Here is a 22,848-nt window from a genome sequence, read left to right as displayed (position 1 = left end):
TGCAATAAAGAGGGATTTGCGAATTTATATGGAAAATATATTATGGTTAGTTTGCTTATTTTTAAGATATATTATTGGATTGACATTGTAACTGGGAGGCGATCTTATTGAAGTCGAATTTTAGTTTTCTTGAAGCGCGATGGCCGTTGCTGGCATCTGTTGGCAGTATGGCGGAAAAATATATTTATACGGATTCAAATTCCTGTCTGATAAAACTGGGGTTATTTGCCGAAACGATCGTTCATCTCATATTTACGTTTGATAAAATAAGTGAGCCGGAATGGGATAATACACATGATCGGCGCATTAAATTACTGAAAAAAGAAGGATTGCTTCCTCGTGAAATTGATGATATCCTTTTTTCACTGCGGAAAAACCGCAATAAAGCTGTCCATAGTGGCTATGAATCAACGAAGCAGTCTAAACTTTTAGTCGAGTTTGCCTATAAACTTGGTGTTTGGTTTATGCAGACCTATGGAGATTGGAATTACAAAGCGATGGGATTTGTTATTCCGGAAAAGACAAGTTCTGCCGATGATATTGCTGTCCTTAGTAAGCAGCAGGAAGCAAAAATAGAAGCACTTACGGCTGAGCTTGCGAGTGTAAAAGCTGTGGAATCAGGTATATCTCTTGATGATAGGCGTCGGCAAAGCAGCAAGGCAGCAGATCAGTTACATATGAGTGAAGCAGAAACGCGATACTTAATTGATGAACAGTTGCGGCAGGTCGGCTGGGAAGCTGATACGATACATATTCGTTATTCGAAGGGAACAAGACCGGTAAAAGGGAAAAACCTAGCAATTGCTGAATGGCCGACCGATTCATTGGTTGCAACGAAAGGTGCGGTTGATTATGCGCTTTTTGCCGGCTTGAAATTGGTAGCTGTAGTAGAAGCGAAACGAAAATACAAAGACATTCCCGCTGTTATCGATACGCAATGCAAGGATTATGCAAAAACAATCAAAAAAGAACACGAAGAGTATCTCGTCAGTCAATGGGGTGCTTATAAGGTACCGTTTTTGTTTGCGACGAACGGCAGAAAATATCTAAAACAGCTTGATACAAAATCGGGAATTTGGTTCTTGGATGCACGGCAGGTCTCGAATATTTCCTATGCGCAGCAAGGCTGGCCGAGCCCTTCTGGGCTGCTGGAACGTCTGGAACAAGATATCATTGCGGCAAATGCCTCACTGGCAAAGACCGGTTATGAAATTCTGGCAGATAAAGATGGACTCAATCTGAGGGAGTATCAGATCAGAGCAATTCAAGCTGCGGAACAAGTCATCGTCGATGGGAAGCAGACGGCACTTTTGTCTATGGCTACCGGTACGGGGAAAACACGGACGATATTGGGGCTCATCTATCGCTTTATCAAGGCAGATCGCTTTAAAAGAGTTTTGTTCCTAGTAGATCGAACCGCGCTAGGGGAACAGGCACAAGATGTATTTAAAGAAGTAAAGCTGGAAGAATTGCTGACGTTTGATGAACTATATAATATCAAAGAACTTGAAGATAAAGAAATTGATAAGGAAACAAAACTTCAGGTGGCTACGGTACAGAGCTTGGTTAAGCGGATTCTCTATAATACGGGAGAATCTATGCCAGCGGTTACGGACTATGATTTGATCATTATTGACGAAGCACATCGCGGCTATATCCTCGACAAAGAGATGGGGGACGATGAGCTGCTTTACCGAAGCCAGAACGATTACGTAAGTAAATACCGGACGGTCATTGAATATTTTGATGCCGTTAAAATTGCGCTTACGGCAACGCCAGCTCTGCAAACGACGGAGATTTTTGGTAAACCGGTATTTAACTATTCTTATCGAGAAGCTGTAATCGACGGTTTTTTGGTCGATCATGATATGCCGCATACCTTGGAAACAAAGCTCAGCACCGAGGGTATTCATTATGACAAAGGCGAGACTGTTGCTATCTATGATCCGGTGACAGGAGAGCTGACAAATAGTGAGGAAATCGAAGATGAACTGAACTTTGATATTGAAAGTTTTAATCGGAAGGTTATTACAGAGAATTTCAATCGTACGGTATTGGAAGAAATCGCAAAATTTATCAATCCCGAAGGGGATGGAAAAACGCTGATCTATGCGGTTGATGATGCTCATGCGGATCTTATTGTAAAATTATTGCGCGAAATATACGCGGAATACGGGGTCGACAATGATGCTATCTTGAAGATTACCGGAGCACTGGGGGACGGGAACAAGAAAAAGATCGCCGCGGCAATCAAGCGATTCAAGAACGAAGCATATCCTAATATTGCCGTGACAGTAGATCTTTTGACTACGGGTATTGATGTGCCAAAGATTACGAGCCTAGTCTTTATGCGCCGTGTGAAATCGCGAATTCTGTTTGAACAGATGCTGGGGAGGGCAACGCGTCTTTGTCCGGAAATCTGCAAGTCGTATTTTGAAATATTTGATCCTGTCGGCGTATATGAATCTTTGGCACCGGTGAGTACGATGAAACCAGTAGTTGCAAATCCTGCGACCTCGTTTGGGGATCTGTTGGATGGCTTGACAATACTAGAAACGGAAGAACAAAAAAAGAATGTTATTGACATACTTATCGCCAAGTTGCAGCGTAAAAAAAGAAATCTCAGTGTGGATGACTTGGAACAATTTGAATATTTAAGTGGAAGCAAAAATCCCACGGAATTTATCGAAAAATTAAAGGCTTTAGGAGCACCTCTGGCTGAAAAGAAAATATTGCAGAGCCGGGCTTTGTTTGACATGCTCGATGTGCAAAAATATAATTGGAATATGCCGGTCGTGATTTCATTTAAAGAAGATGAATTGACTGCACATACACGCAGCTATGGGAAAGCAAAAAAGCCGGAAGACTATCTCGACGAATTTAGACGATTTGTCGATGAAAACAAAGATACGATGGATGCTTTGAATATTGTTTGCACGCGACCAAAAGAATTGACGCGTGAGGCGCTGAAAAAGCTCAAATTGGAGCTTGATCAGCATGAATTTACCGAAGTGCAGCTTAACTCTGCCTGGAAAGAAATGAAAAATGAAGAAATAGCAGCAGATATCATTACTTTTATCCGAAATTTGGCTTCAGGCATTCCGCTGATTAGCCATGCGGCAAGAATTGAACAAGCTGTAAACAAACTGAAGAAAAAGCATACTTTTAAAAAAATGGAACTTGATTGGCTGGAGCGGATCGAAAAACAGCTTTTACATGACAGCATTCTGAATAAAGAAACCTTTGAAATAGGAGCTTTCCAATCAAAGGGCGGCTATAAGGTCATGAACAAAGTATTTGGAAATAAATTAGAAGAAATCATTGCAGAACTTAACGAGTACCTGTATGAAAATTGGAGTGCATAAAATGAACAATCAAGAAATAGTAGCAAAACTGTGGAATCTCTGCAATGTTTTAAGAGATGATGGTATTACTTATCATCAATATGTAACCGAACTAACCTATATTTTGTTTTTAAAAATGATGAAGGAAACGGGCAATGAAGACAATATATTAAAAAGTATTGTCAAAAAAGAAGATGCGGCTTTGACAATAGAGTCTTATACCTGGGCGGACTTGGTCAAAAAGCAGGGCATCGATTTGAAGCGTTATTATAATACAATTTTAAATGAATTCGGCGAAAACTGTCTGGGTCGTATCCGTGAGATTTATGCGGGAGCTCGTTCCAACATTGAGGAACCGAAAAATCTAGAAAAAATCATAAAATCCATTGATGAACTCGATTGGTATTCGGCGAAAGAAGAGGGACTCGGAAATCTCTATGAAGGACTTTTAGAAAAAAACGCCAACGAAAAAAAATCTGGAGCGGGGCAGTATTTTACACCGCGCGTATTGATTGATGTTATGGTTGCTTTGATTGATCCGAAGGTTGGTGAATTATGCAACGATCCGGCTTGTGGTACGTTCGGCTTCATGATCGCAGCGGATAAGCACATCAAAAAAGATCAAGATGAGTTATTTGATCTTTCAGTTAAACAGCAGAATTTCCAGCGACACGAAGCTTTTACGGGTTGTGAGCTCGTGCATGATACACATCGTCTAGCACTAATGAATGCCATGCTCCATGATATTGAAGGCGAAATCCTTCTGGCGGATACTTTGTCGAGTGCTGGTGAAAACATAAAAAATCTTGACGTCGTCTTAACCAATCCTCCATTTGGTACTAAAAAAGGCGGAGAACGGGCAACGCGCAAGGATTTGGTTTATCCAAGCTCCAATAAGCAATTGAATTTTTTGCAGCATATTTATCGTTCCTTAAAGAAAAACGGTCAGGCTCGGGCTGCGGTGGTCTTACCAGATAACGTTCTTTTTGCTGATGGCGATGGTGCCAGCGTACGGGCAGATTTGATGGATAAATGCAATCTCCATACGGTTTTGCGCCTGCCAACCGGTATTTTTTATGCCCAAGGGGTAAAGACAAATGTTCTGTTTTTCACTCGCGAAAAAAGCGATAAAGGCAATACCAAGCAGGTTTGGTTTTACGATATGCGAACGAATATGCAGAATTTCGGCAAGACAAATCCTCTTAGAAAAGAACATTTCGAAGGTTTTATCAAGGCTTATACAGCTGAAGACCGTACGAAGGTACAAGATGAGCGCTTTAAGGTATTTACGCGTGAACAAATCAAGGAGAAAAATGACAGCCTTGATCTCGGGCTGATTCGCGACGACAGTATTCTTGACTATGAAGATCTGCAAGATCCGATTGAAAGTGGCGAAGAGATTGTAGTACAATTGGAAGAAGCTGTTGACCTTATCCAGAGTGTGGTAAAAGAGCTGCGCATGCTGGGGGTCAAGCAGTAATGGCGAAGCAGAAACAAGAATTGAGTATGGCTGAGTTGTTGGAACAGGCACTTGTGCCAGAAGCGGAACAACCTTATAAAGTGCCGGAAAATTGGGTGTGGACGAGGCTGGGGAATATTACTTCAGTTATTGGTGGTGGCACACCATCGTCGAGAGTAAATGAATACTATGAAAATGGATCTATACCATGGATTAGTCCGGTTGATTTATCTGGGTATACGAATATATATATTTCTCATGGTAAAAAAAATATAACAGAACTTGGTTTGAAAAAAAGTTCTGCAAGAATTATGCCTAGTGGTACAGTACTATTATCGTCACGAGCTCCGATAGGTTATGTTGCAATTGCAGAAAATGTATTATCTACGAATCAAGGGTTTAAAAATTTTCTTCCATCAGTAGCTTATTTGCCTAAATATTTATATTTTTATTTAAAATATAGTAAGTTATTATTGGAATCATATGCAAGTGGTACAACATTTTTAGAATTATCGGCCAGCAAGGTAAGTCTTGTTGAAATTCCACTCTCGCCTCTAGTCGAGCAGCAACGAATTGTTGACTGTATCGAAAGCCTTTTCGCCAAGCTCGACAAAGCGAAAGAGCTTGTTCAGAATGCACTGGATTCTTTTGCCAATCGCAAAGCAGCAATTCTGCATCAAGCATTTAGTGGAGAATTGACAGCAAACTGGCGAAGAGAGCATGGAATTGGGATCGATAGTTGGGAAGAAAAACCACTTGCAGAAATGTGTGATTCTTTTCAGTATGGAACATCAAAAAAATCGGAAAAAAATGGAAATATAGTGGTAATTAGAATGGGGAATTTGCAAGATGGCGAAATAGATTGGAATAATCTTGCATATACTACAAGTGAAGAGGACATTGCAAAATATTTACTTAAATCAGGAGATGTATTGTTTAATCGCACAAATAGTCCCGTACTTGTTGGTAAGACTTCAATCTATCGAGGAGAGCATCCTGCTATATTTGCTGGATATTTAATAAGAATAAATTATAAAAATTGTTTAATTGGCGAGTATTTAAATTATGCACTTAATACACAAAAATCACGAGAATATTATAATCAAGTGAAAAGTGATGGTGTAAATCAATCAAATATTAATGCAAAAAAATTATCTAAGTTAATAATTCCTGTATGTTCAGTACAAGAGCAACAAGAAATTGTTCGTATTCTTGTTGATTTATTAGGAGCTGATCAAAAAGCACATGCTATGATTAATAATATAGCTAAATTTGATTTGATGAAAAAATCGATTTTAGCCCAAGCCTTTCGTGGTGCGCTTGACACCAATAATCCGTCAGAAGAAAATGCTAAGAAATTATTGAAAAAAGTATTGCAGGAAAAACTGTGAATTTTCGAAGGATTTTTGCTTGAATCAATGAAAGTAAAAAGAACTGATTGTTACATAATGGCGCAATTAAAATGGATTTAAAAAGGAGTCTTGGTTATGGCTATCCCTACATACGAAGATATTATGCTGCCCTTTTTGCAGCACTTGAGTGATGGGCAGGTACATACACTCAAAAGCTTGCAAGAGGATTTGTCGGATGGTTTCAATATGACGGAAGAAGAAAAAAATCGTCTGTTTCCTTCGGGGCGGCAGAATATGTTTTATAACCGTCTTGGCTGGGCACGGACGTATTTAAAGAAATCTTTATTGATCAATGCGATTATCAGTGGACATTTCCAGATTACACAGCGTGGTTTGGATTTGCTGGCGGCATCTCCTCGAAAAATAACAAATAAATTATTAGGACAGTATTCGGAATTTGTTGAGTTTAAGCGACCAGCCAAGGAAGCAAAAACTCAGACACTTCAAGTTGATGACGATGAAACTGTAAGTACACCGCGAGAACAGATGGATGAATCTTACCAAGCAATTCAAAATGCGTTGGCGGATGATCTTCTTCAGAAAATCGCTGCCAATTCACCGCCGTTTTTTGAACAGCTTGTATTGGATGTGCTGCTAAAAATGGGCTATGGTGGTTCACGCGAAGATGCAGCGCAAGTGGTTGGCAAAACGGGTGATGAGGGAATTGACGGGATTATCAAGGAAGACCGTCTTGGTCTAGATGTAATATATGTGCAAGCAAAACGTTGGAAAAATTCCGTCGGCAGTCCCGATATTCAGACTTTTATTGGTGCTTTGCAGCTGAAAAATGCACAAAAGGGAATTTTTATCACAACATCAACTTTCACGCAGCAAGCCAAGGATATTGCAGCGAGAGTTGGTAATCGGATTGTTTTGATCGATGGGATGATGCTTGCTCAGCTCATGATTGAATTTGGCGTCGGCGTTTCGAGTGAGATGGTTTATGACATGAAACGGCTTGATCTAGATTATTTCGAGGTTGGAGAGTAAAATTTGTTTAAAAAAGGTGCTTACAGAACAAAATCTGTAGCACCTAGAAACATCATTGAAAATTATAAAATATTTTGAAATGATTGATATGAATATTTTTGAGTGTTATAATAGAAACAAAGAGATAGTTGATGTTTGGGTGCGTCGGCTCTTCTCGAATTAAACATTCTTTGAAGAAGACCGCTCGCAACCGCTAGGCGGTTTTTTTCATGCCGTTATTTACGGAATGAAAGAATGGCAACAAGCAGGATACCAAAGGTTATCATTAAAGATAACGTTTCATAAACTGTCATAGAACCACCCCCCTACTCTGGGAGTAGAAAAACCGACACCATCAACTATCTCTGAGAAAATTATAGCACTCCAGTTCTATTTAAACAAATTGATTTTACAATTATATGATTTTTATTAGGCGACTGAATAATGGGATTCAGCCGTCTATTTTTGTGGCCTGAAAAATGCAAAAAAGGGAATAAAAAGGTGCTTACAGAACAAAGTCTGTAGCACCTAGAAGTATCATTTACAATCATTTCAAAGTATAAAAATTTTTGAAATGATTGATAGGAATATTTTTGAGTGTTATAATATAGACAATGAGATAGTTGATGTTTGGTTGCGTCGGCTCTTCTCGAAGATTAAAAATCATGAAGAAGGCCGCTGGCAAACCGCTAGGCGGTTTTTTTCATGCCGTTATTTAAGGTGACAAAAATAAATGTCATCGGTGTCCTTCGAAGAAATGTTCTTATTTGGAAGCTATTATATATAAAGTCATACTGTGGGGGGATTATTATGGGAGTCGAAATATTTCAGGTAGATGCGTTTACAAAGGAACCCTTTAAAGGAAATCCGGCAGGGGTTTCTATTTTGGATCGTGAACGGGATGATACATGGATGCAAAATGTGGCCAGTGAGATGAACTTATCGGAGACAGCTTTTTTGATTCGAAGAAAAGATGGGTTTGAACTGCGTTGGTTTACACCTACTCGTGAAATCGATTTTTGTGGACATGCAACACTGGCAAGTGCTCATATAATTTATGAAACTGGTTTGATCGATAAAGAACAGACCGTGCAATTCTTTACACGCAGTGGAATATTGACAGCCTGTATAAAAGACAATAGCATCGAATTGAACTTTCCGGCAAAGCCAGTTCAAACCGTCGATTTATTGGGGTTATCTGATGCACTTGGCGTAGAACTTTTATATACTGGATTAAATGGTGATATGTATCTTGCAGAAGTAAGTGATGAAGATACGGTTAAAACACTAAAACCGGATTTGGAAAAGCTTTTACGATTGCCTGCCAGTGGAATTATCGTGACAAGTGCATCATCCACCAGCAAGTATGACTTTGTTTCCCGTTGCTTTGCTCCGGCAGTTGGGATCAATGAAGATCCTGTTACTGGTTCAGCACATTGTTTATTAGGGCCATATTGGCAAGAAAAACTTGGTAAAAGTGAGTTGATAGGATATCAAGCTTCAAAACGAGGCGGATACATAGGCGTAAAAGTTGTCTCCGATCGAGTCTTTTTAACTGGTAATGCAGTTACTGTTATGCGCTGCGAGTTACTATAGCAATATGTTATTGAACCATTTTCTTCGGGTTTCTTGGAATTTGAAGTCAATAGGAACGAGTAAATGGTTCGAAATAATAAGGCGAAAATATTTTTCGGAAAATTTGTAGTTTTTATTGAAAAACTGGGTTTAAAGTCTTATACTATATAAAATAAGTGAATATTTATAAATAATTAAAAAATGTGAGTTTTGTTGATTTGTAACGTCGACAGCGCAGATCATTTGAACGCTTGAAGTATGGAAATGTTAAGGCTTTTGTAAGAAAATGCAAGACAATAAATACGAAAAGAAGTGAAAAAATGGTTGACGTTGGACAAAATAGTCGAGTCGGGGTGGATAAACAAAAATTACTATATTATGGGACTTTTATTAGGCGACCGAAGAAATGAATGTGATTTCTCAGTCGCTTATTTTGCGTCATAGTGGATACATAGGAACCTGCTAGAACTGATATGAAAAATAAAGAAGAAATTGCGTAGAACCAGATTGTTGGAATGGTTTATTGCATAATTTTTTGTACATATAGAACTTTTTCAGCTGACTTATAATAAACAAATAAAAGGGGAAATATATTATGACAGATAGTAGCAATATGAATGCGGAGAACACCACGAAGAAAATGAATGATAAAAGGACAGGAAATGTATTAAAAATAGATAAGAGTGTTATTTATAAAGTTAAAATTGAAAAGAAAACGGAATTTAAAGGATCATTTTTTTATGATGTTTATAAGCAGGCCGAGAACTTACTAAATGCTATTATTAAAAACAGTGTAGATAATACAGATTCAAAGAACAGTGAAAAAGTGGATAATGACTTCAATAATATTATTGCGTTTCTGGGGGAACGTGGCAGCGGGAAAACATCATCAATGATTAGCTTTTCTGAAAGTTTAAATGAGCAAAAATCCGAGGGATATTTATTTCATTTATTAGATATGATAGATCCTTCTGTTTTTGATACTAGAGATTCTATTGTTGCAATCATTGTGGCAACTATGTTCAAAAAATTTAAAAAGAAATTGAAAGATGATGGTGAAAAGGGAAGTTATGATTCTACTAAGTTGAATCTGGTAAAACAATTTGAAAAAGTATACAAGGATTTAAAAATCACCAACAGTGAAAAGAACGATATCTTCCGTGAGAATGCGGAAGATATTGAAGCCTTGGTCGATTTAGCCTCTGCTATTAATATGAAGGAAGATTTGGGGAAGTTAATAAAATTATATTTACAATATATGACAAAGCAAAACAATGCTTTTTTAGTCATTTGTATTGATGACCTTGATATGAATATTTCTAGCGGTGAAAAAATGATTGAAGAGATACGAAAATACCTGGTTACAGCGCAGGTTGTTATTTTAATGGCTATTCGTTTTTCACAATTAGAAATGCTGGTTAAACAAAAAAATATTAATGAATTGAATACCTTGGTAGAATATGCGGAAAAAATAGACAAAACGAAACCCGAAAAACAGAATGAGAATTTTAAGAACATTGAAGCTGAACTGGAAAATAAGACCGATAAGTATTTGGAGAAAATTATTCCTTATAATAAACGTATCTTTATGCCGGAAATTAATGATGGTGATGTTGAAATAGAAATTAACTTAGAACAACTTAAAAGTGAAAAGAAGTCAATTGATGAGTGCATGGCGAAGCTCTATTATGATTATTTACACTATATTATTGTAACACCCGCACAGTATAACGCAATTGTGCCAAATACATTACGCGAATTGGTGGAATTGATTCAGACATTTTCCGCGATGCAAGTGGTTTCAGAAGAAAATGAGAGCGAAACAATTGTAAAAAATATTGGGCAAGTAAAAAAATATTTTTCTGATACATTTATCCATAAAATCAATGATATTAGCATGAAAAAACTTTTGCAAGAGGTGGTCGATGCACCACTTATTAGTATAAATAGAAAAATATTATTGTTTTTGAATGGAGAATTGAAAAAGCGAAGAAAAGTTGATAACTCATTAAAGGAAAAAGATGGAACAGATATTGATTTCATGATTGATAGTTATATTAATGAGATAGATATTTATTCACGCTCAATATTGGAAAAAAGTGTTAATTTTGGTGACGTGGTGACATGGAGCAAACTTTTTGCGGATATGAATCTTTTTATAAGTGAAAAGAACTTTAGTGAACTTCTAAAAAGCATATATTCTTTTCGTTTATTAGAGGCCTTGTATAGTGGTAAAAAAGATTTGTTATATATAGTTGAAAAAGACGTTGTTGGCAGATATTTTGAATTTGTTCATGATAATAGACATTGGAAAAAAATTAGTGATTTAGAAATAAAAATAAAAGCAAAAAATGAACTGAATGTTAATGAACCTGAAGTTAAATTGTTTTATGAATTATTGGAGCCAGTATATGATAAGGTGATAGATGCTAGAAACCTTAAAAGATTTTATGTGAACCATGTATATACGACAAAGGCAAAACGAGGAGAAGCGGATAAAGAAAAGAAAGCAACATCAAATTATATGTTTAAACCATTAAACATATTAGGTATAAGAGAATCTGTATATAATGATAATGAAGATAATGACGATGGCGATAAAAAATATACGTTAATATCGACCGTTTATGAAAATTCGGTCAATAAACTTACAATAGATCCTACTCATTATTTGCTGATTTGCAATATGGATTTTTATATGGCGTTACTAGAAGAAATTGCTGAAAGTGTATCACAGGCACGGCCACCTAAAAACCAAGAAACAACAAATGAAATTCGTATTAAATTAATATATAAAAGAACTATTCAAAGCATAATAAATTTATGTGATAAATGTGAAATCCTTAACTTGGGACATATTAGAGATGTTTATTTTAAGAAGTTCAGGGAAACTTTTAAAAGCAATGAGCTTGTTGCAAGGTATATGGAACAAAATGGTCAAAAAGAGAAATTTATTACTATTATTGATGGCTCTGAAGTTATAACAAAAATCGCCGGATTGATAAAGAAATACGATGAGTCTAATAAGAATAAAATAAAAAGTGATGATATAGAGAAAATTAAAAAGGAAGTAGATAGAATACTAAATGATGGGCGAGAATACTATATCGATAAAGCTCGGAAAAGAGGCATAAATTTCAAATCGTCAATCAATAGAATAAGAGCGGTTAATTCTATTTTTAGTAAAGAAAATGAAAGGCAAATAAAAGATATAGAGGATTATATTTATAAATATAAAAACTTTAAAAATGTGCCGGAAGATTCTATGGTAGATTGTTGGGAAGGAGTAGAGAACTTGTTAAATCAATTAATGAATACGATTGAACAGTATAATAAAGTAGATGAGAGTGACATGTAATGGACAAATTTAAATCGTCATTAATTATTATTTTTAAGGAGCAAAATCCATATCGTATTTTAGAAAACTATTTCGATGGTTGTAAACAAAAATATAACAGCAGCTATCGAAATGTTAATGAAAAGGTGTTTGTTGATCTCTATCAGCGATTGGAACGACAATGCTCTATAGATGAAGCGAAAAATATTTTTCAAATGGTTCAAGAAGATATGCGAAAATGCTGTCAATATGAGAAACTAAATTCTGTTTTTTATTTATTACTTAACTATGCTGAGGCGTTACTGGAAAATCATTTGAACAAAGTTTATTGTAAATACAAGGCGTTGTTGCGCTGGCGGGCAATGACATTGAAACTGGATCAAGATATGTTTGTCACGGCTTTTTTAGCGTTTAATGATATGCTGATGGGAATACAGCGGAGTGATTTTAACTGGGGAAGTAGTATAAAAAGCAATAACATTCGTCTGCATACGATGTTAAAGCAGGGTATGGCGGAAAACCATTTTCATTTGAAAGGATCAGCACCCGCATTTCAATTAAACTGGGTTTCTTTGATGAATAATATTCATAACAGAAAATTAAATCCGATTGATAAAAATGAAAAGCGATTGGGAAAAGATCTGGATGGGCAATTGGATATTACCAATCTGATGGCAGTTGCAGCAGTTATTAGGGCAATTTTATTTCTAGTGATACAAACAGGGGAAAGTTCAAAGGCAGAAGCAGAAAAAAAATCACTGCTTGGTCTATTGAAAATGATTACAAATCAGCCGGATGAAAATGGTTCCCGGAAAAAAATGATTGAGGTCTATACACCGGAGATTCAAGAAAGTATTGATTCGCTAAAATGTATTTTTGAAACAGAATTTGTGCACAAAAGTGTAGATTATGCGATTGTTTCAAGTTTGCACAGAGGCGATTTGGCAACTTCATTTTTTGTTGGTGAACGAGCACTTTTATATCGATGTTTTCAGTGCATTTATCGGGATGACGTAAACATGCAAGGCAACGAAGATTTGTTTTATGCCTATTTGATTATTAAAAACAAAATTCGTGCAGAAATAATCCAGCAAAATGGAAGGGTTGGCTTTGCAAATTTTTCGCAGTATCAAGATCGAAAAGGCAGTTATATTCCTGCTGGTAGCGTGCTGAAAAAAATGGTAGAGCCATCAGCAATTTTGACAACGATAAAAGAACAAAGAATCGTATCGTTAGAAGCCAGAATTATGCCGGGAAATACAAGAGTAGAAAACGTTGCAGGCATTCGTGATCTGGACAAGCGTATTTGCGAAAAAATTTCTGCGGATGATGATAATTATTGGAAAAAAACTGATTTTAAAAAAAGAAATTCTAAAAAAGTGAATTCTAAAATAGCAGCAATACTTGATGATGAACAAGAGCAACAATCTTATATGAATAAATATTTTTATGTGCTGCATTTCCCTAAAAAGAAAGATCCTTATGAAGAGAAGTTAGCAAAACTAAGCGATTGTGATAATCTGGATTTGTTTTTGGTGAGCTATTGCCGTCATCAAGCGTATCGAAAAGTATTAAAAAAACAGGCAGTGGCGCTTTATCAACTGCGAGAAAATAATCAGGGGATTGCACAGCGCATCGTCGGGATTGATGCCTGTTCCAATGAATTGGATACGAGACCGGAAGTCTATGGACAGGCTTTTCGTTGCTTAAAAGGGCATTTGCCTTACGAAGATTATCAAAAAATGTGGAATAATGAAACTACATTAGAAAATTTGCGCCTGACCTATCACGTCGGAGAAGATTTCTTAGACGTTGTTGATGGTTTGAGGGCAATTGATGAGGCAAGGTTATTTCTTGGAATGACGCATGGCGATCGTTTGGGTCATGCAGTTGCGTTGGGGATTGATGTACGAAACTGGTATGAAGAAAAATGCTATAAGGTATATTTAAGTCAACAGGATATCCTTGATAATGTTGCATGGATGATCATGCAGCTCAAAAAACTTGATTTTGATGGAGCATTTAATGTAATAGATCGGCTCACCACGATATATAATGACTATTATTTGCAAATCTATATAACAGAAAAAAATTCTTATAATATAGTATTTGCAAAAGACCACATAACATATCTGACGAAATCAATGCTTGTTCCGGTGGATGACTATATGAAAGCATGGGAACTGCGTGGGAATAATCCAGAATGTTATCGTAATGGAAATATCGGCAAACACATGGAAATCAGTTATTGGGATCGTTGTGCAATTCGGAGAAATGATAAGGTGAAATATGATCCAGTAAGCTGCGAATTATATGAAAGATATCATTATGACCCTGCGGTGAAAAAAGAAGGCTTCAAAAAAACTGTATTCAAGATTGAACCTTATATGATTGCAGCAATCGAGGCAATTCAGAAAAATTTGCAGAAAGAAATTTGTGCGTGCGGGATCGGCATAGAATGCAATCCATCTTCCAATCATCTAATCAGTAATTTTAAACGCTATGATAAGCATCCAATACTCAATATGTATAATCTTGGACTAACGGTTGATCCACAGAAAATCGAAGATTGTCCGCAGCTTTTTGTCTCCATTAATACGGATGATCAAGGTGTTTTTGATACGCTGTTGGAAAACGAATACGCATTGATGGGAATTGCCTTGGAGAAAGTGAAAGATGAAAACGGCAAACCGCTGTATAAACAGGCAATGGTTTATGATTGGCTGGACAGAATTCGGAAAATGGGAATTGAACAAAGTTTTCGATCACCTAATTTTGAGGAACTTGATTTTAAATAAAATTTTTATTGGATAGGATACATGATCAATTAAAAGAGAAAAAATAATATGTTTCTAATTATAAATTTTCATAGCGAGAAGGAAATTGCCTTGCTTGGGTAGTATTTGAAAAGTAATATGCTGAATAGTCATCTTTTGGCATCAACCGTTAAGGTGGTGATATTTTTGGTTCGTAAAGTAAGAAGTGATTGCACCGTTGGTACTTTTGAAAAAACACGTGGACTGCCCCCAGGAACTGTTCGTAATCCTGACGGACGGGATGCACGTAGTGACAAGAAGATTGGAACGATTAGAAAAGAAAATGAAGATAAGTAAGAGAACTCGATTAAACAAAAATTAAAGGTTATAAGAGTAGTAGCTGTTCTATTGGTGCTTATAAAAAGCTCAGTTGTTGATAATTGTTATCAACAACTGAGCTTTTCTTTATGCGTGAAAATAGCTAATTTTATTTTTGACTATGTTCATCACGAATAGTTTCACAGTCACGCAAGAAACTAGGCGCAAGTTGAATCGGGTGCGTTGCTTTGTCCTGTTTATATTTATCAATTAAATCTTTTGAAGTAGCTGGATGATTAAAAAATGCTTCTTCTGCGGGTTGTATGTATTTTTCGTATTGGGGATCGTCCGTGCGACCAAGTAAATAATCGACAGATATGCAAAAATAGTTGGCTAGTTTAAATAGCATATCCAAGCTAGGTGATTTGTCAAAACGCTCAATATTTCCAAGGGTTCCTTTTTGAATACCTAGGTCATCAGCAACATCTTTTAAGGATAGTTTTGATAATGTTCTAATTTTACGTAGATTGGTTCCTACCGTGCTTGTATTCATAAAAACACCTCTTTAAAGTTTTGAATAAAAAGACTTGACGTATTCTATAAGAATACTTATAATTGAATTAAACAAAGGTATTCTAACGGAACACTAGATACTTAGGATAATTTAATTGAGATAATAGTTACTTTTAGATAGTTGAAAACTGTAATGAAAGGGGACGTAAATAAATCATATTTAAGATATGACTAAATAGACCAGTTAAATTCGCTATTTGTAGTGTAAGCAAAATAACAATAATTATAAATATCATCAAATTATTATATCACGAAGTAAAAACACTGAAAATGAAGACTTCCTAAAGGGAAACGGGTGAGGGGACTAGTCATTAAGAAAATGTTGTCGTAATCGTTGGCTGAAATTTATCTTCGTTCTTTAATATCGCTTCTGCCAACGAGATAATCAAGCGATACATCAAAATAATCAGCAAGCGTGACGAGAGTTGTTGCCGTTGGGATTACTTTGCCGTATTCATAGGATTGATAAACACGTTCCGCAATCGCGGTTTCTGTAGCAATTTGCTTTTGAGTTACTTTATTAAATTTTCGTAATTCCTTTAGTCGTTCAGCGAATTTATTCATAGATAATCTCCTGAATTCTATTATTATACTTTACACGATAAAAATAGCGTGATATAATATGACCTGTACGATATATTTAGCGTGTATAAAAAAGAGAAAAGATCCGCGTAATATGAACAGATTGACGTTTGTATTCATATTACAGAAAAAATGTAATGGTCTTTTTATTATATCACGAAGCCAGATCACTGAGAATATAAGCTTTGGCGTTCATTTCAGCGATTTTAAAAACATAGTCATTAAATCACGTTGTTCTACTGTTAGTTTTTTACTGGCATCAAGCAGCTCTTTTAAGTTTGCTTCCATTTCGGTTTCATCTTCTTGAAAGAAATCCGTGAGGGAAATATCCAGCAGGGTGCAGATTGCATCCAAGGTTTCTAATGAACATTTCTTGTGATTGGTTTCTATGCCAGATATAAAGCTTTGCGTTACGCCAAGCTTTTGTGCAAGGTTTGTCGATGTTATGTTTTTTGCTTTCCGTAGTTGTCGAATTCTTTCACCAACATTAATCATAATATAAGATCCTCCGTTAATAACCTGCAGGTAATAATTCCATTATAACTCGATACTGGAAAAGTTAAAATAATATTTTTAAATATTACCTATAGAATATAAATTATATTGAAATAATAACTTATAGGTGATAATATAAAGGGAAACTAAAACACAGAGGTGATAAAAGTGATGCAGGAACTTGTAAGCCGGATAAAAAAAGAACGCATTCAGCAAAAAGTTACGATGGAAGAATTGTCTTTGAAAAGCGGGGTCAGTCAAAAGCACATCAGCAATATTGAAAATGGGAAAGCTGTGCCGACGGTTGAGACTTTGGAAAAACTTACTCAGGTTTTGGGCTTTGACATTTCGTTGCATTTAAAAGCTCATAAAGCTGCTAAGGGAAAAAAACCGACAAGTGGGGGTGGATAACTTTATAATAATCGGAAAATTCTATTAAATAAAGTAAGGAATTTTATCTATTTTAACTAAATAAGGGGCGATGGCATTGGATGAGATTTTGTTTGACGAAAAAAATACGAGACTGCAAATCGAAGCAGCATCTTGGGAAGCAGCGGTGGGAATTGGCGGGGAACTGCTGGTTGAACAGGGTTGTGTAGAAGATTCATATATTAACGGGATGCTTCAAAAGGTCAACAAACATCGGATGGATGTTGTCATTGCGGAGGGGATTGCAATCCCGCATACAAGATATGAAGATGGAGCGTTTCGGGTGGGTGTGAGTTTGGTTACATTAAAAACGCCGTTGTCTTTTGCCGAATCAGAAGAAAAGGTCAAGATTGTGCTTTGTTTTTCAGCAATGAATATCCAAGATTATTGGCATATGGTGTCGTTTGCCCTTGATCTAATCGAGTACAACGTGCTTGATCAACTGGCAGAGGCAAAGACGCTGGAGGAGGTGAGGTCCGTCATGGCTTTGTGCTGAATAAATAAAAAAGGGGTGAGAGAACATGTTAGGTGAGTTATTGACGAAAGATACCGTACGTTTGAACGTAAAGGTGAAAAACTGGGAAGAGGCTATCCGCATGGGAGGTCAGCTTTTGGTGCAGGAAGATGCGGTGGAGCAAAGTTATGTGGAGGCAATGGTACGTGCGGTAAAAGAACTGGGGCCGTATATTGTGATTGCACCGGGTTTTGCTATGCCGCATGCAAGAGCGGAGGATGGCGTGAAAAAGATTGCCATGAGCTTAGTGACCTTGGAAAGTCCTGTTGCCTTTGGCAATCCGGATAATGATCCGGTTGCAATGGTGATTTGTTTGGCGGCTGTCGACCACACAACGCATATTAAGGCAATGCGTGAACTGGCTGTGTTTTTGAATGACGCGGATAAAATGAGCCAAATCAAATCCACGAGGGAAGTGAACGATGTTTTAGCTTTACTACAGGTTTGAAATGATAAAAGGAGGGATTTTCTATGAACATTGTAACGGTTTGCGGGATGGGAATGGGTTCGAGTCTGGTCTTGAAGATGAATATAGATGATATTTTAAAACAAAAAGGAATCAAAGCCGAAGTGGAAGCTTGTGATCTTGGCTCTCTGGTGGGGAAGGTCGCAGATCTTGTTGTAACGACGTATGAATTGAAGTCACAGGTAGAAGACAAAGGTTATAACGTGGCTTATGTTCGCAGTGTGATTGACAAGAAAGCTCTTGAAACGATCATAATGGATGCGATTGGAAATTTAAAAAAATAAGAATAAAGATATAATACTTTTATATCCTTATCGATGGGGGAATAAAATTGAATTTTATTTTTAGTTTCTTTGATGAACCTGCTATTATTGTAGGGCTAATGGCCTTAATCGGGTTAATCTCACTTAAAAAATCCGTATCACAGATTGTAAGCGGAACTTTAAAAACCATTATCGGCTTTATTATTTTCCAGATTGGATCAAGTGCTATCGCGGAAGCTTTGGGGCAGTTAGGGCCTGCTTTTGAAAGTGCATTTCATATGCAGGGGGTTGTTCCGACGAACGAGGCCATTATTGCTTTGGTTCAAGAGCAGTTTGGTATGCAGATGGCTTTAATCATGGCATTTGGTTTTGTTGCCAATTTATTACTGGCGCGATTTACACCGTTAAAATATGTCTTTTTAACAGGACATCATATGCTTTTTATGGCGGGATTACTGGCGGCTATTTTAACTGTCATTGGATTTCAGGGCACGAGCTTGATTGTTATCGGTTCTTTGCTTTTGGGGGCGACGATGGTTATCACACCAGCATTGGTGCAGCCTTTTTATCGAGCGGCAAGCGGCAGTAATAGTGTTGCTATGGGGCATTATAATGCCTTGACGTATTGTTTGGCGGCGTTGATTGCCAGATGGACCGGAAACAAAGAACATTCGACAGAAGACATTCATGTACCGGAAAATTTAAGCTTTTTTAAAGATAATGTAATATCGACAGGGCTTGTTATGCTGTTGCTTTTTGTAATTACGATTCTGCTTGCTGATACGAGTGTGGTGGCAAAATTGGCGAATGGGAAAAATGCGGGGATGTTTTCCATTATGGCAGCGATGAAGTTCACGGGTGGATTCGTTATTGTTCTGCAGGGTGTACGGATGATGCTAGCTGAAATTATTCCTGCTTTCAAGGGGATTTCGGAAAAACTGGTACCGAATGCGATTCCGGCATTGGATTGTCCGGTTATTTTCCCTTTTGCTCCGAATGCTGTTATTATCGGGTTTTTGTCTTCTTTGGCGGGGGCGATTGTCATGTTTTTAATTCTTCCGTTTACGGGTTTGGCAATTATTATTCCCGGATTAATTCCGATTTTCTTTGTTGGCGCGGCAGCGGGGGTTTTGACGAATGCACAAGGCGGCGTTCGCGGTACAATTATCGGCTGTTTTGTCAATGGTGCTATATTGAATGTATTGCCAGCTTTCTTATTGCCGTTGCTCGGGAGTTTGGGATATGCGAATTCCACGTTTGGTGATGCAGACTTTGTTTTGACGGGCATTATTGTGGGAACGATCGGCAAGATTTTCTCGCAAGAAGGTATTTATGCTTTATTGGCCATCTTGTTTGTAGTTTTTGCAGGTTTGCAGCTTAAAGCGAAGCTGTCACCACCTGTGAAAGAATAAGTTGTAACTATTTTAGATTCAGCAGACAGGGTTTGTGTTCACATTTTATCTTGTCTGTTGGATTTTATGAAAGGTGAAAAACGATGAAGAGTATGATTCGGGAGTATTTGGATCAAGTTGCTGAGATTTTAAAAGGTTTTGATGAAGAAAATATTGCAAGGCTGATTAAATTTATGGAGAAAGCTAGAGTCCGTGATAAAAACATTTTTGTTTTGGGTAATGGCGGCAGTGCGGCAACGGTCAATCATTTTGTTTGTGATTTAGGAAAAAATGCGATTGAAGGGGATGAAGGGCGTTTTAAAATTATTTCGTTGTGCGATAATATTGAAACGATTACTGCCTTTGGCAATGATTTGGGCTATAAACATGTTTTTGAAGAAAGACTCAAAAATCTTATGAATCCGGGAGATTTTCTCATTGCGGTATCGGCAAGTGGAAATTCAGAAAATGTACTTTGTGCCGTAGAGTATGCAAAAAGAAAAAAAGGAACGATTATCAGTCTGACTGGAGCTACAGGAGGAAAGTTAAAAGCACAGTCGGATTATAATATTTCGATTGATTCGATCATTACGGAACAAATTGAAGATCTCCATTTAATCATAGAACATAGTATTGTTACGGTTTATAAACATAAAAACGCAGTTTGCGGGGCGGTATTCGATGTTGAAAAAGACGACTTTATCCATCATTGAGATTCTTATAAAACGGCAGCCGGTATTATCAGTTTGCCTAGATGCTTTTTTGTCATCGGTAGAAGCACTGTATGTTTGTTATAGCAATCAGCATAAACTGCTGGTCTGCGGTAACGGCGGCAGTGCGGCAGATTCGGAACATATTGTTGGGGAGCTCATGAAAGGCTTCCTTCTGCCGCGTAAGTTAAAAAGGGCGGTGCAGGATCAATTTGAGTTTATGTTTCCTGAGGATGCAGCGTATTTTATCGAAAATCTACAGGGAAGCTTACCGGCGCTCTCTTTGGTGAATCCAATTGCGTTCAATACAGCATTTACCAATGATCAGGCACCGAATCTCTGCTTTGCGCAACAAGTTTTGGGACTAGGGAATGCGGGGGATGTTTTTCTGGGGATTAGTACGTCCGGTTACTCGGAAAATGTCATCTATGCTGCCAAAGCAGCAAAAGTAAGGGATTTGACGGTTCTGGCACTCACCGGCCAAGATGGAGGGGAACTGGAAGCGGTAGCGGATATTTGCATAAAGGTTCCCGAAACGGAAACGTATCGCATTCAGGAGTATCATGTGATGATTTATCATATGTTTTGTGCCGCGGTAGAAAATGAGATCTTTGGCAAACCTTAATCGGTAATCTAATCTTAAAAATGAAGGCTGGATAATATTCTGCATGGTGTTTTCCAGCCTTCATTTTTATGTCTAATTTGATATAAAACTTCTATATTGCCATATTTTGTTGTATATTTAGAGATAGAAGGTTTTTCAACAAATGAGGAGGCACATGAAATGAGAAGAAAAGATAGAGAAATAACGAAAGAAGAAACCATAAAGCTTTTGGAAACAGCAGAAGTGGGGTCATTGGCTACAGTGAATCCAGATCATACACCGTATGTGGTTCCGCTTAATTTTGTTTATGCAAAAGAAGCGATTTATTTGCATAGTGCCGTAGAAGGTAAGAAATTGGATAATATAGGTATAAACAGCAACGTTTGTTTTAGCGTGTATGATGCGGTGGAACTCATGCCGGAAGCTTTTTCGACGAAATATAAATCAGCCATCGTGGTTGGTAAAATCCATGAAGTGAAAGATCCGGAAGAAAAACGGGAGGGTCTTATCGCTATTGTGAAAAAGTACAGTCCGGAGTTTTATGAAGCAGGTGTCAAGTATATTGATAATGCCAGTGAAAAAACGAAAGTTCTTAAGATCGAGATTCTTCAAGTTACCGGTAAATCACGAGGCTGATGGTAGAGTAGTGCTTCGTACATAGTATAAAAATTAATTCGTTCTATAGTAAAAGAGCCATCAATTCGAACGGATGGTTCTTTTGCTGTAATTTAGACTTTAGTCTGCTGTGGCAGTAATGCGAGGGGAAACGAAAATCACACAACTAGGAGCGCTCTGAATTTATCGCGATGTTACTTTAAATTAAATTTTCTGTATTTTCACTTGATTAGTTTCGAGTGGTAGTTTATAATAAAGAAAAACATGTATGAAGAGTAACGACTGATGAGTAAGAATGGAGATAGAAGGTATTATTATTGCAAATTATTAAAGTGAATATTACACAACAAGTTATCGAATACTTAAAGGAAAATATTGAGAATGGTACATGGTCAGTGGGAGAAAAAATTCCGTCAGAAAACAATCTAACGGAAATTTTAGGTGTAAGCCGTTCCAGTATAAGAGTTGCAATTCAGCAATTTATTGCCTTAGATGTATTGCAGAGCGTTCATGGAAAAGGTACATTTGTAAGAACGAATAAGATTATGGGCGTAAACAAGAATTTAAATGCAATTAATGATGCTAATTATGATGATATAAACCAAGTTTTAGAATTTAGACGAATCATTGAACCCGAATGTGCATATATTGCTGCTCAACAGGCAACACCTGAGACCATAAACAACCTTGAGATATATCTGGGGAATATGAAAAATAATATTGGTCAATCTGAAGAATTTGTCAAACAGGATATTCTTTTTCATGAAGAAATTTGTCATGCTACGGGCAATCATTTATTGGATAATTGCTTAAAAGAAGTTTTTCAGAAGACAACAAAAAATCATAAACAGATGAATGAGGCCTTTGGTTATAATGATGGGATTTATTTTCACGCTTTATTAGTGAAGGCGATTAAAATAAAAGATGCTAGAAAAGCAAAAAAATTAATGAAAGAACATTTGCAACAGGCTATAGATCGCATAAAGTTAAAATAAAAAAATATTTTTTTTATTTTAACTTGTATGACGACCTACAA

The 22,848-nt window shown here is 36.9% G+C and carries 21 protein-coding genes; 17 read left to right on the top strand and 4 right to left on the bottom strand.

The window, feature by feature from the left end; genetic code table 11:
- Positions 1 to 107: 107 nt before the first annotated feature.
- The 4 genes from hsdR (at position 108) to F606_RS0117150 (ending at position 7,205) form a co-directional block, all read left to right on the top strand.
- Positions 108 to 3,365: a type I restriction-modification system endonuclease gene (hsdR, locus tag F606_RS0117165; protein ID WP_019555126.1), complete on the top strand. Its 3,258-nt coding sequence runs from the start codon at positions 108 to 110 to the stop codon at positions 3,363 to 3,365.
- Between the two features lies 1 nt (position 3,366).
- Positions 3,367 to 4,824, top strand: coding sequence for a class I SAM-dependent DNA methyltransferase (locus F606_RS0117160; RefSeq protein ID WP_026329465.1), 1,458 nt, complete (start codon positions 3,367 to 3,369; stop codon positions 4,822 to 4,824).
- Between the two features lie 38 nt (positions 4,825 to 4,862).
- Positions 4,863 to 6,194, top strand: coding sequence for a restriction endonuclease subunit S (locus tag F606_RS0117155; RefSeq protein WP_211210093.1), 1,332 nt, complete (start codon positions 4,863 to 4,865; stop codon positions 6,192 to 6,194).
- A gap of 96 nt (positions 6,195 to 6,290) precedes the next feature.
- Positions 6,291 to 7,205, top strand: coding sequence for a restriction endonuclease (locus F606_RS0117150; RefSeq protein WP_019555123.1), 915 nt, complete (start codon positions 6,291 to 6,293; stop codon positions 7,203 to 7,205).
- 215 nt (positions 7,206 to 7,420) lie between these two features.
- On the opposite strand, the gene F606_RS24030 is transcribed toward F606_RS0117150, so the two are convergent.
- Complete coding sequence (locus F606_RS24030) at positions 7,421 to 7,498, bottom strand: putative holin-like toxin (protein WP_407635984.1); 78 nt, start codon at positions 7,496 to 7,498, stop codon at positions 7,421 to 7,423.
- A gap of 496 nt (positions 7,499 to 7,994) precedes the next feature.
- Between F606_RS24030 and F606_RS0117145 the strand changes: the two genes are divergently transcribed.
- The 4 genes from F606_RS0117145 (at position 7,995) to F606_RS22455 (ending at position 15,209) form a co-directional block, all read left to right on the top strand.
- Positions 7,995 to 8,780, top strand: coding sequence for a PhzF family protein (locus F606_RS0117145; RefSeq protein ID WP_019555122.1), 786 nt, complete (start codon positions 7,995 to 7,997; stop codon positions 8,778 to 8,780).
- 574 nt (positions 8,781 to 9,354) lie between these two features.
- Entirely contained in the window at positions 9,355 to 12,117 is a 2,763-nt protein-coding gene (locus F606_RS0117140; protein ID WP_019555121.1) for a hypothetical protein, read from the top strand.
- The gene (locus F606_RS0117135; RefSeq protein WP_019555120.1) at positions 12,117 to 14,894 is read left to right on the top strand and encodes a hypothetical protein; all 2,778 of its coding nucleotides are present in this window, start codon (positions 12,117 to 12,119) and stop codon (positions 14,892 to 14,894) included. Before F606_RS0117140 ends, F606_RS0117135 begins: the two co-directional genes overlap by 1 nt.
- A gap of 117 nt (positions 14,895 to 15,011) precedes the next feature.
- On the top strand, positions 15,012 to 15,209 hold the full coding sequence (locus F606_RS22455; RefSeq protein ID WP_051083368.1) for a hypothetical protein: 198 nt from the start codon (positions 15,012 to 15,014) through the stop codon (positions 15,207 to 15,209).
- A gap of 130 nt (positions 15,210 to 15,339) precedes the next feature.
- Here F606_RS22455 and F606_RS22450 read toward each other — a convergent pair whose 3' ends face one another.
- The 3 genes from F606_RS22450 to F606_RS0117115 all read right to left on the bottom strand — a co-directional run bounded on the left by F606_RS22450 (position 15,340) and on the right by F606_RS0117115 (position 16,820).
- Positions 15,340 to 15,723 carry a helix-turn-helix domain-containing protein gene (locus F606_RS22450; protein WP_019555118.1) on the bottom strand — a complete coding sequence of 128 codons (384 nt, stop codon included), beginning with the start codon at positions 15,721 to 15,723 and terminating at the stop codon, positions 15,340 to 15,342.
- A gap of 365 nt (positions 15,724 to 16,088) precedes the next feature.
- Positions 16,089 to 16,307 (bottom strand): helix-turn-helix domain-containing protein, encoded by a 219-nt coding sequence (locus F606_RS0117120; protein WP_019555117.1) that lies wholly within the window; start codon positions 16,305 to 16,307, stop codon positions 16,089 to 16,091.
- Between the two features lie 210 nt (positions 16,308 to 16,517).
- Positions 16,518 to 16,820 carry a type II toxin-antitoxin system RelB family anti-toxin gene (locus tag F606_RS0117115; protein ID WP_019555116.1) on the bottom strand — a complete coding sequence of 101 codons (303 nt, stop codon included), beginning with the start codon at positions 16,818 to 16,820 and terminating at the stop codon, positions 16,518 to 16,520.
- Positions 16,821 to 16,991: 171 nt separating this feature from the next.
- Here F606_RS0117115 and F606_RS21550 point away from each other — a divergent pair, with 171 nt between their 5' ends.
- From F606_RS21550 to F606_RS0117070, 9 genes are all read left to right on the top strand, one after another.
- Positions 16,992 to 17,231, top strand: coding sequence for a type II toxin-antitoxin system RelB family anti-toxin (locus tag F606_RS21550; protein WP_019555115.1), 240 nt, complete (start codon positions 16,992 to 16,994; stop codon positions 17,229 to 17,231).
- 76 nt (positions 17,232 to 17,307) lie between these two features.
- Positions 17,308 to 17,745 (top strand): PTS sugar transporter subunit IIA, encoded by a 438-nt coding sequence (locus F606_RS0117105; RefSeq protein WP_026329462.1) that lies wholly within the window; start codon positions 17,308 to 17,310, stop codon positions 17,743 to 17,745.
- Between the two features lie 25 nt (positions 17,746 to 17,770).
- Positions 17,771 to 18,211, top strand: coding sequence for a PTS sugar transporter subunit IIA (locus F606_RS21545; protein ID WP_033368567.1), 441 nt, complete (start codon positions 17,771 to 17,773; stop codon positions 18,209 to 18,211).
- 23 nt (positions 18,212 to 18,234) lie between these two features.
- On the top strand, positions 18,235 to 18,513 hold the full coding sequence (locus tag F606_RS0117095) for a PTS sugar transporter subunit IIB (RefSeq protein WP_019555114.1): 279 nt from the start codon (positions 18,235 to 18,237) through the stop codon (positions 18,511 to 18,513).
- 47 nt (positions 18,514 to 18,560) lie between these two features.
- Positions 18,561 to 19,904, top strand: coding sequence for a PTS ascorbate transporter subunit IIC (locus tag F606_RS0117090; RefSeq protein ID WP_019555113.1), 1,344 nt, complete (start codon positions 18,561 to 18,563; stop codon positions 19,902 to 19,904).
- 83 nt (positions 19,905 to 19,987) lie between these two features.
- On the top strand, positions 19,988 to 20,596 hold the full coding sequence (locus F606_RS21540; protein ID WP_019555112.1) for a D-sedoheptulose-7-phosphate isomerase: 609 nt from the start codon (positions 19,988 to 19,990) through the stop codon (positions 20,594 to 20,596).
- Positions 20,565 to 21,218 (top strand): D-sedoheptulose-7-phosphate isomerase, encoded by a 654-nt coding sequence (locus F606_RS0117080; RefSeq protein WP_019555111.1) that lies wholly within the window; start codon positions 20,565 to 20,567, stop codon positions 21,216 to 21,218. Before F606_RS21540 ends, F606_RS0117080 begins: the two co-directional genes overlap by 32 nt.
- A 159-nt stretch (positions 21,219 to 21,377) precedes the next feature.
- Positions 21,378 to 21,833 carry a pyridoxamine 5'-phosphate oxidase family protein gene (locus tag F606_RS0117075; RefSeq protein ID WP_019555110.1) on the top strand — a complete coding sequence of 152 codons (456 nt, stop codon included), beginning with the start codon at positions 21,378 to 21,380 and terminating at the stop codon, positions 21,831 to 21,833.
- A 296-nt stretch (positions 21,834 to 22,129) separates the two neighbouring features.
- On the top strand, positions 22,130 to 22,807 hold the full coding sequence (locus F606_RS0117070) for a FadR/GntR family transcriptional regulator (RefSeq protein WP_019555109.1): 678 nt from the start codon (positions 22,130 to 22,132) through the stop codon (positions 22,805 to 22,807).
- Positions 22,808 to 22,848 lie beyond the last annotated feature (41 nt).

This window comes from Propionispira raffinosivorans DSM 20765 (genome assembly GCF_000381065.1).
Taxonomy (GTDB): domain Bacteria; phylum Bacillota; class Negativicutes; order Selenomonadales; family Selenomonadaceae; genus Propionispira; species Propionispira raffinosivorans.
Note: the sequence above shows the minus strand (reverse complement) of the source record. Positions and strands in the feature narration are given on the sequence as shown.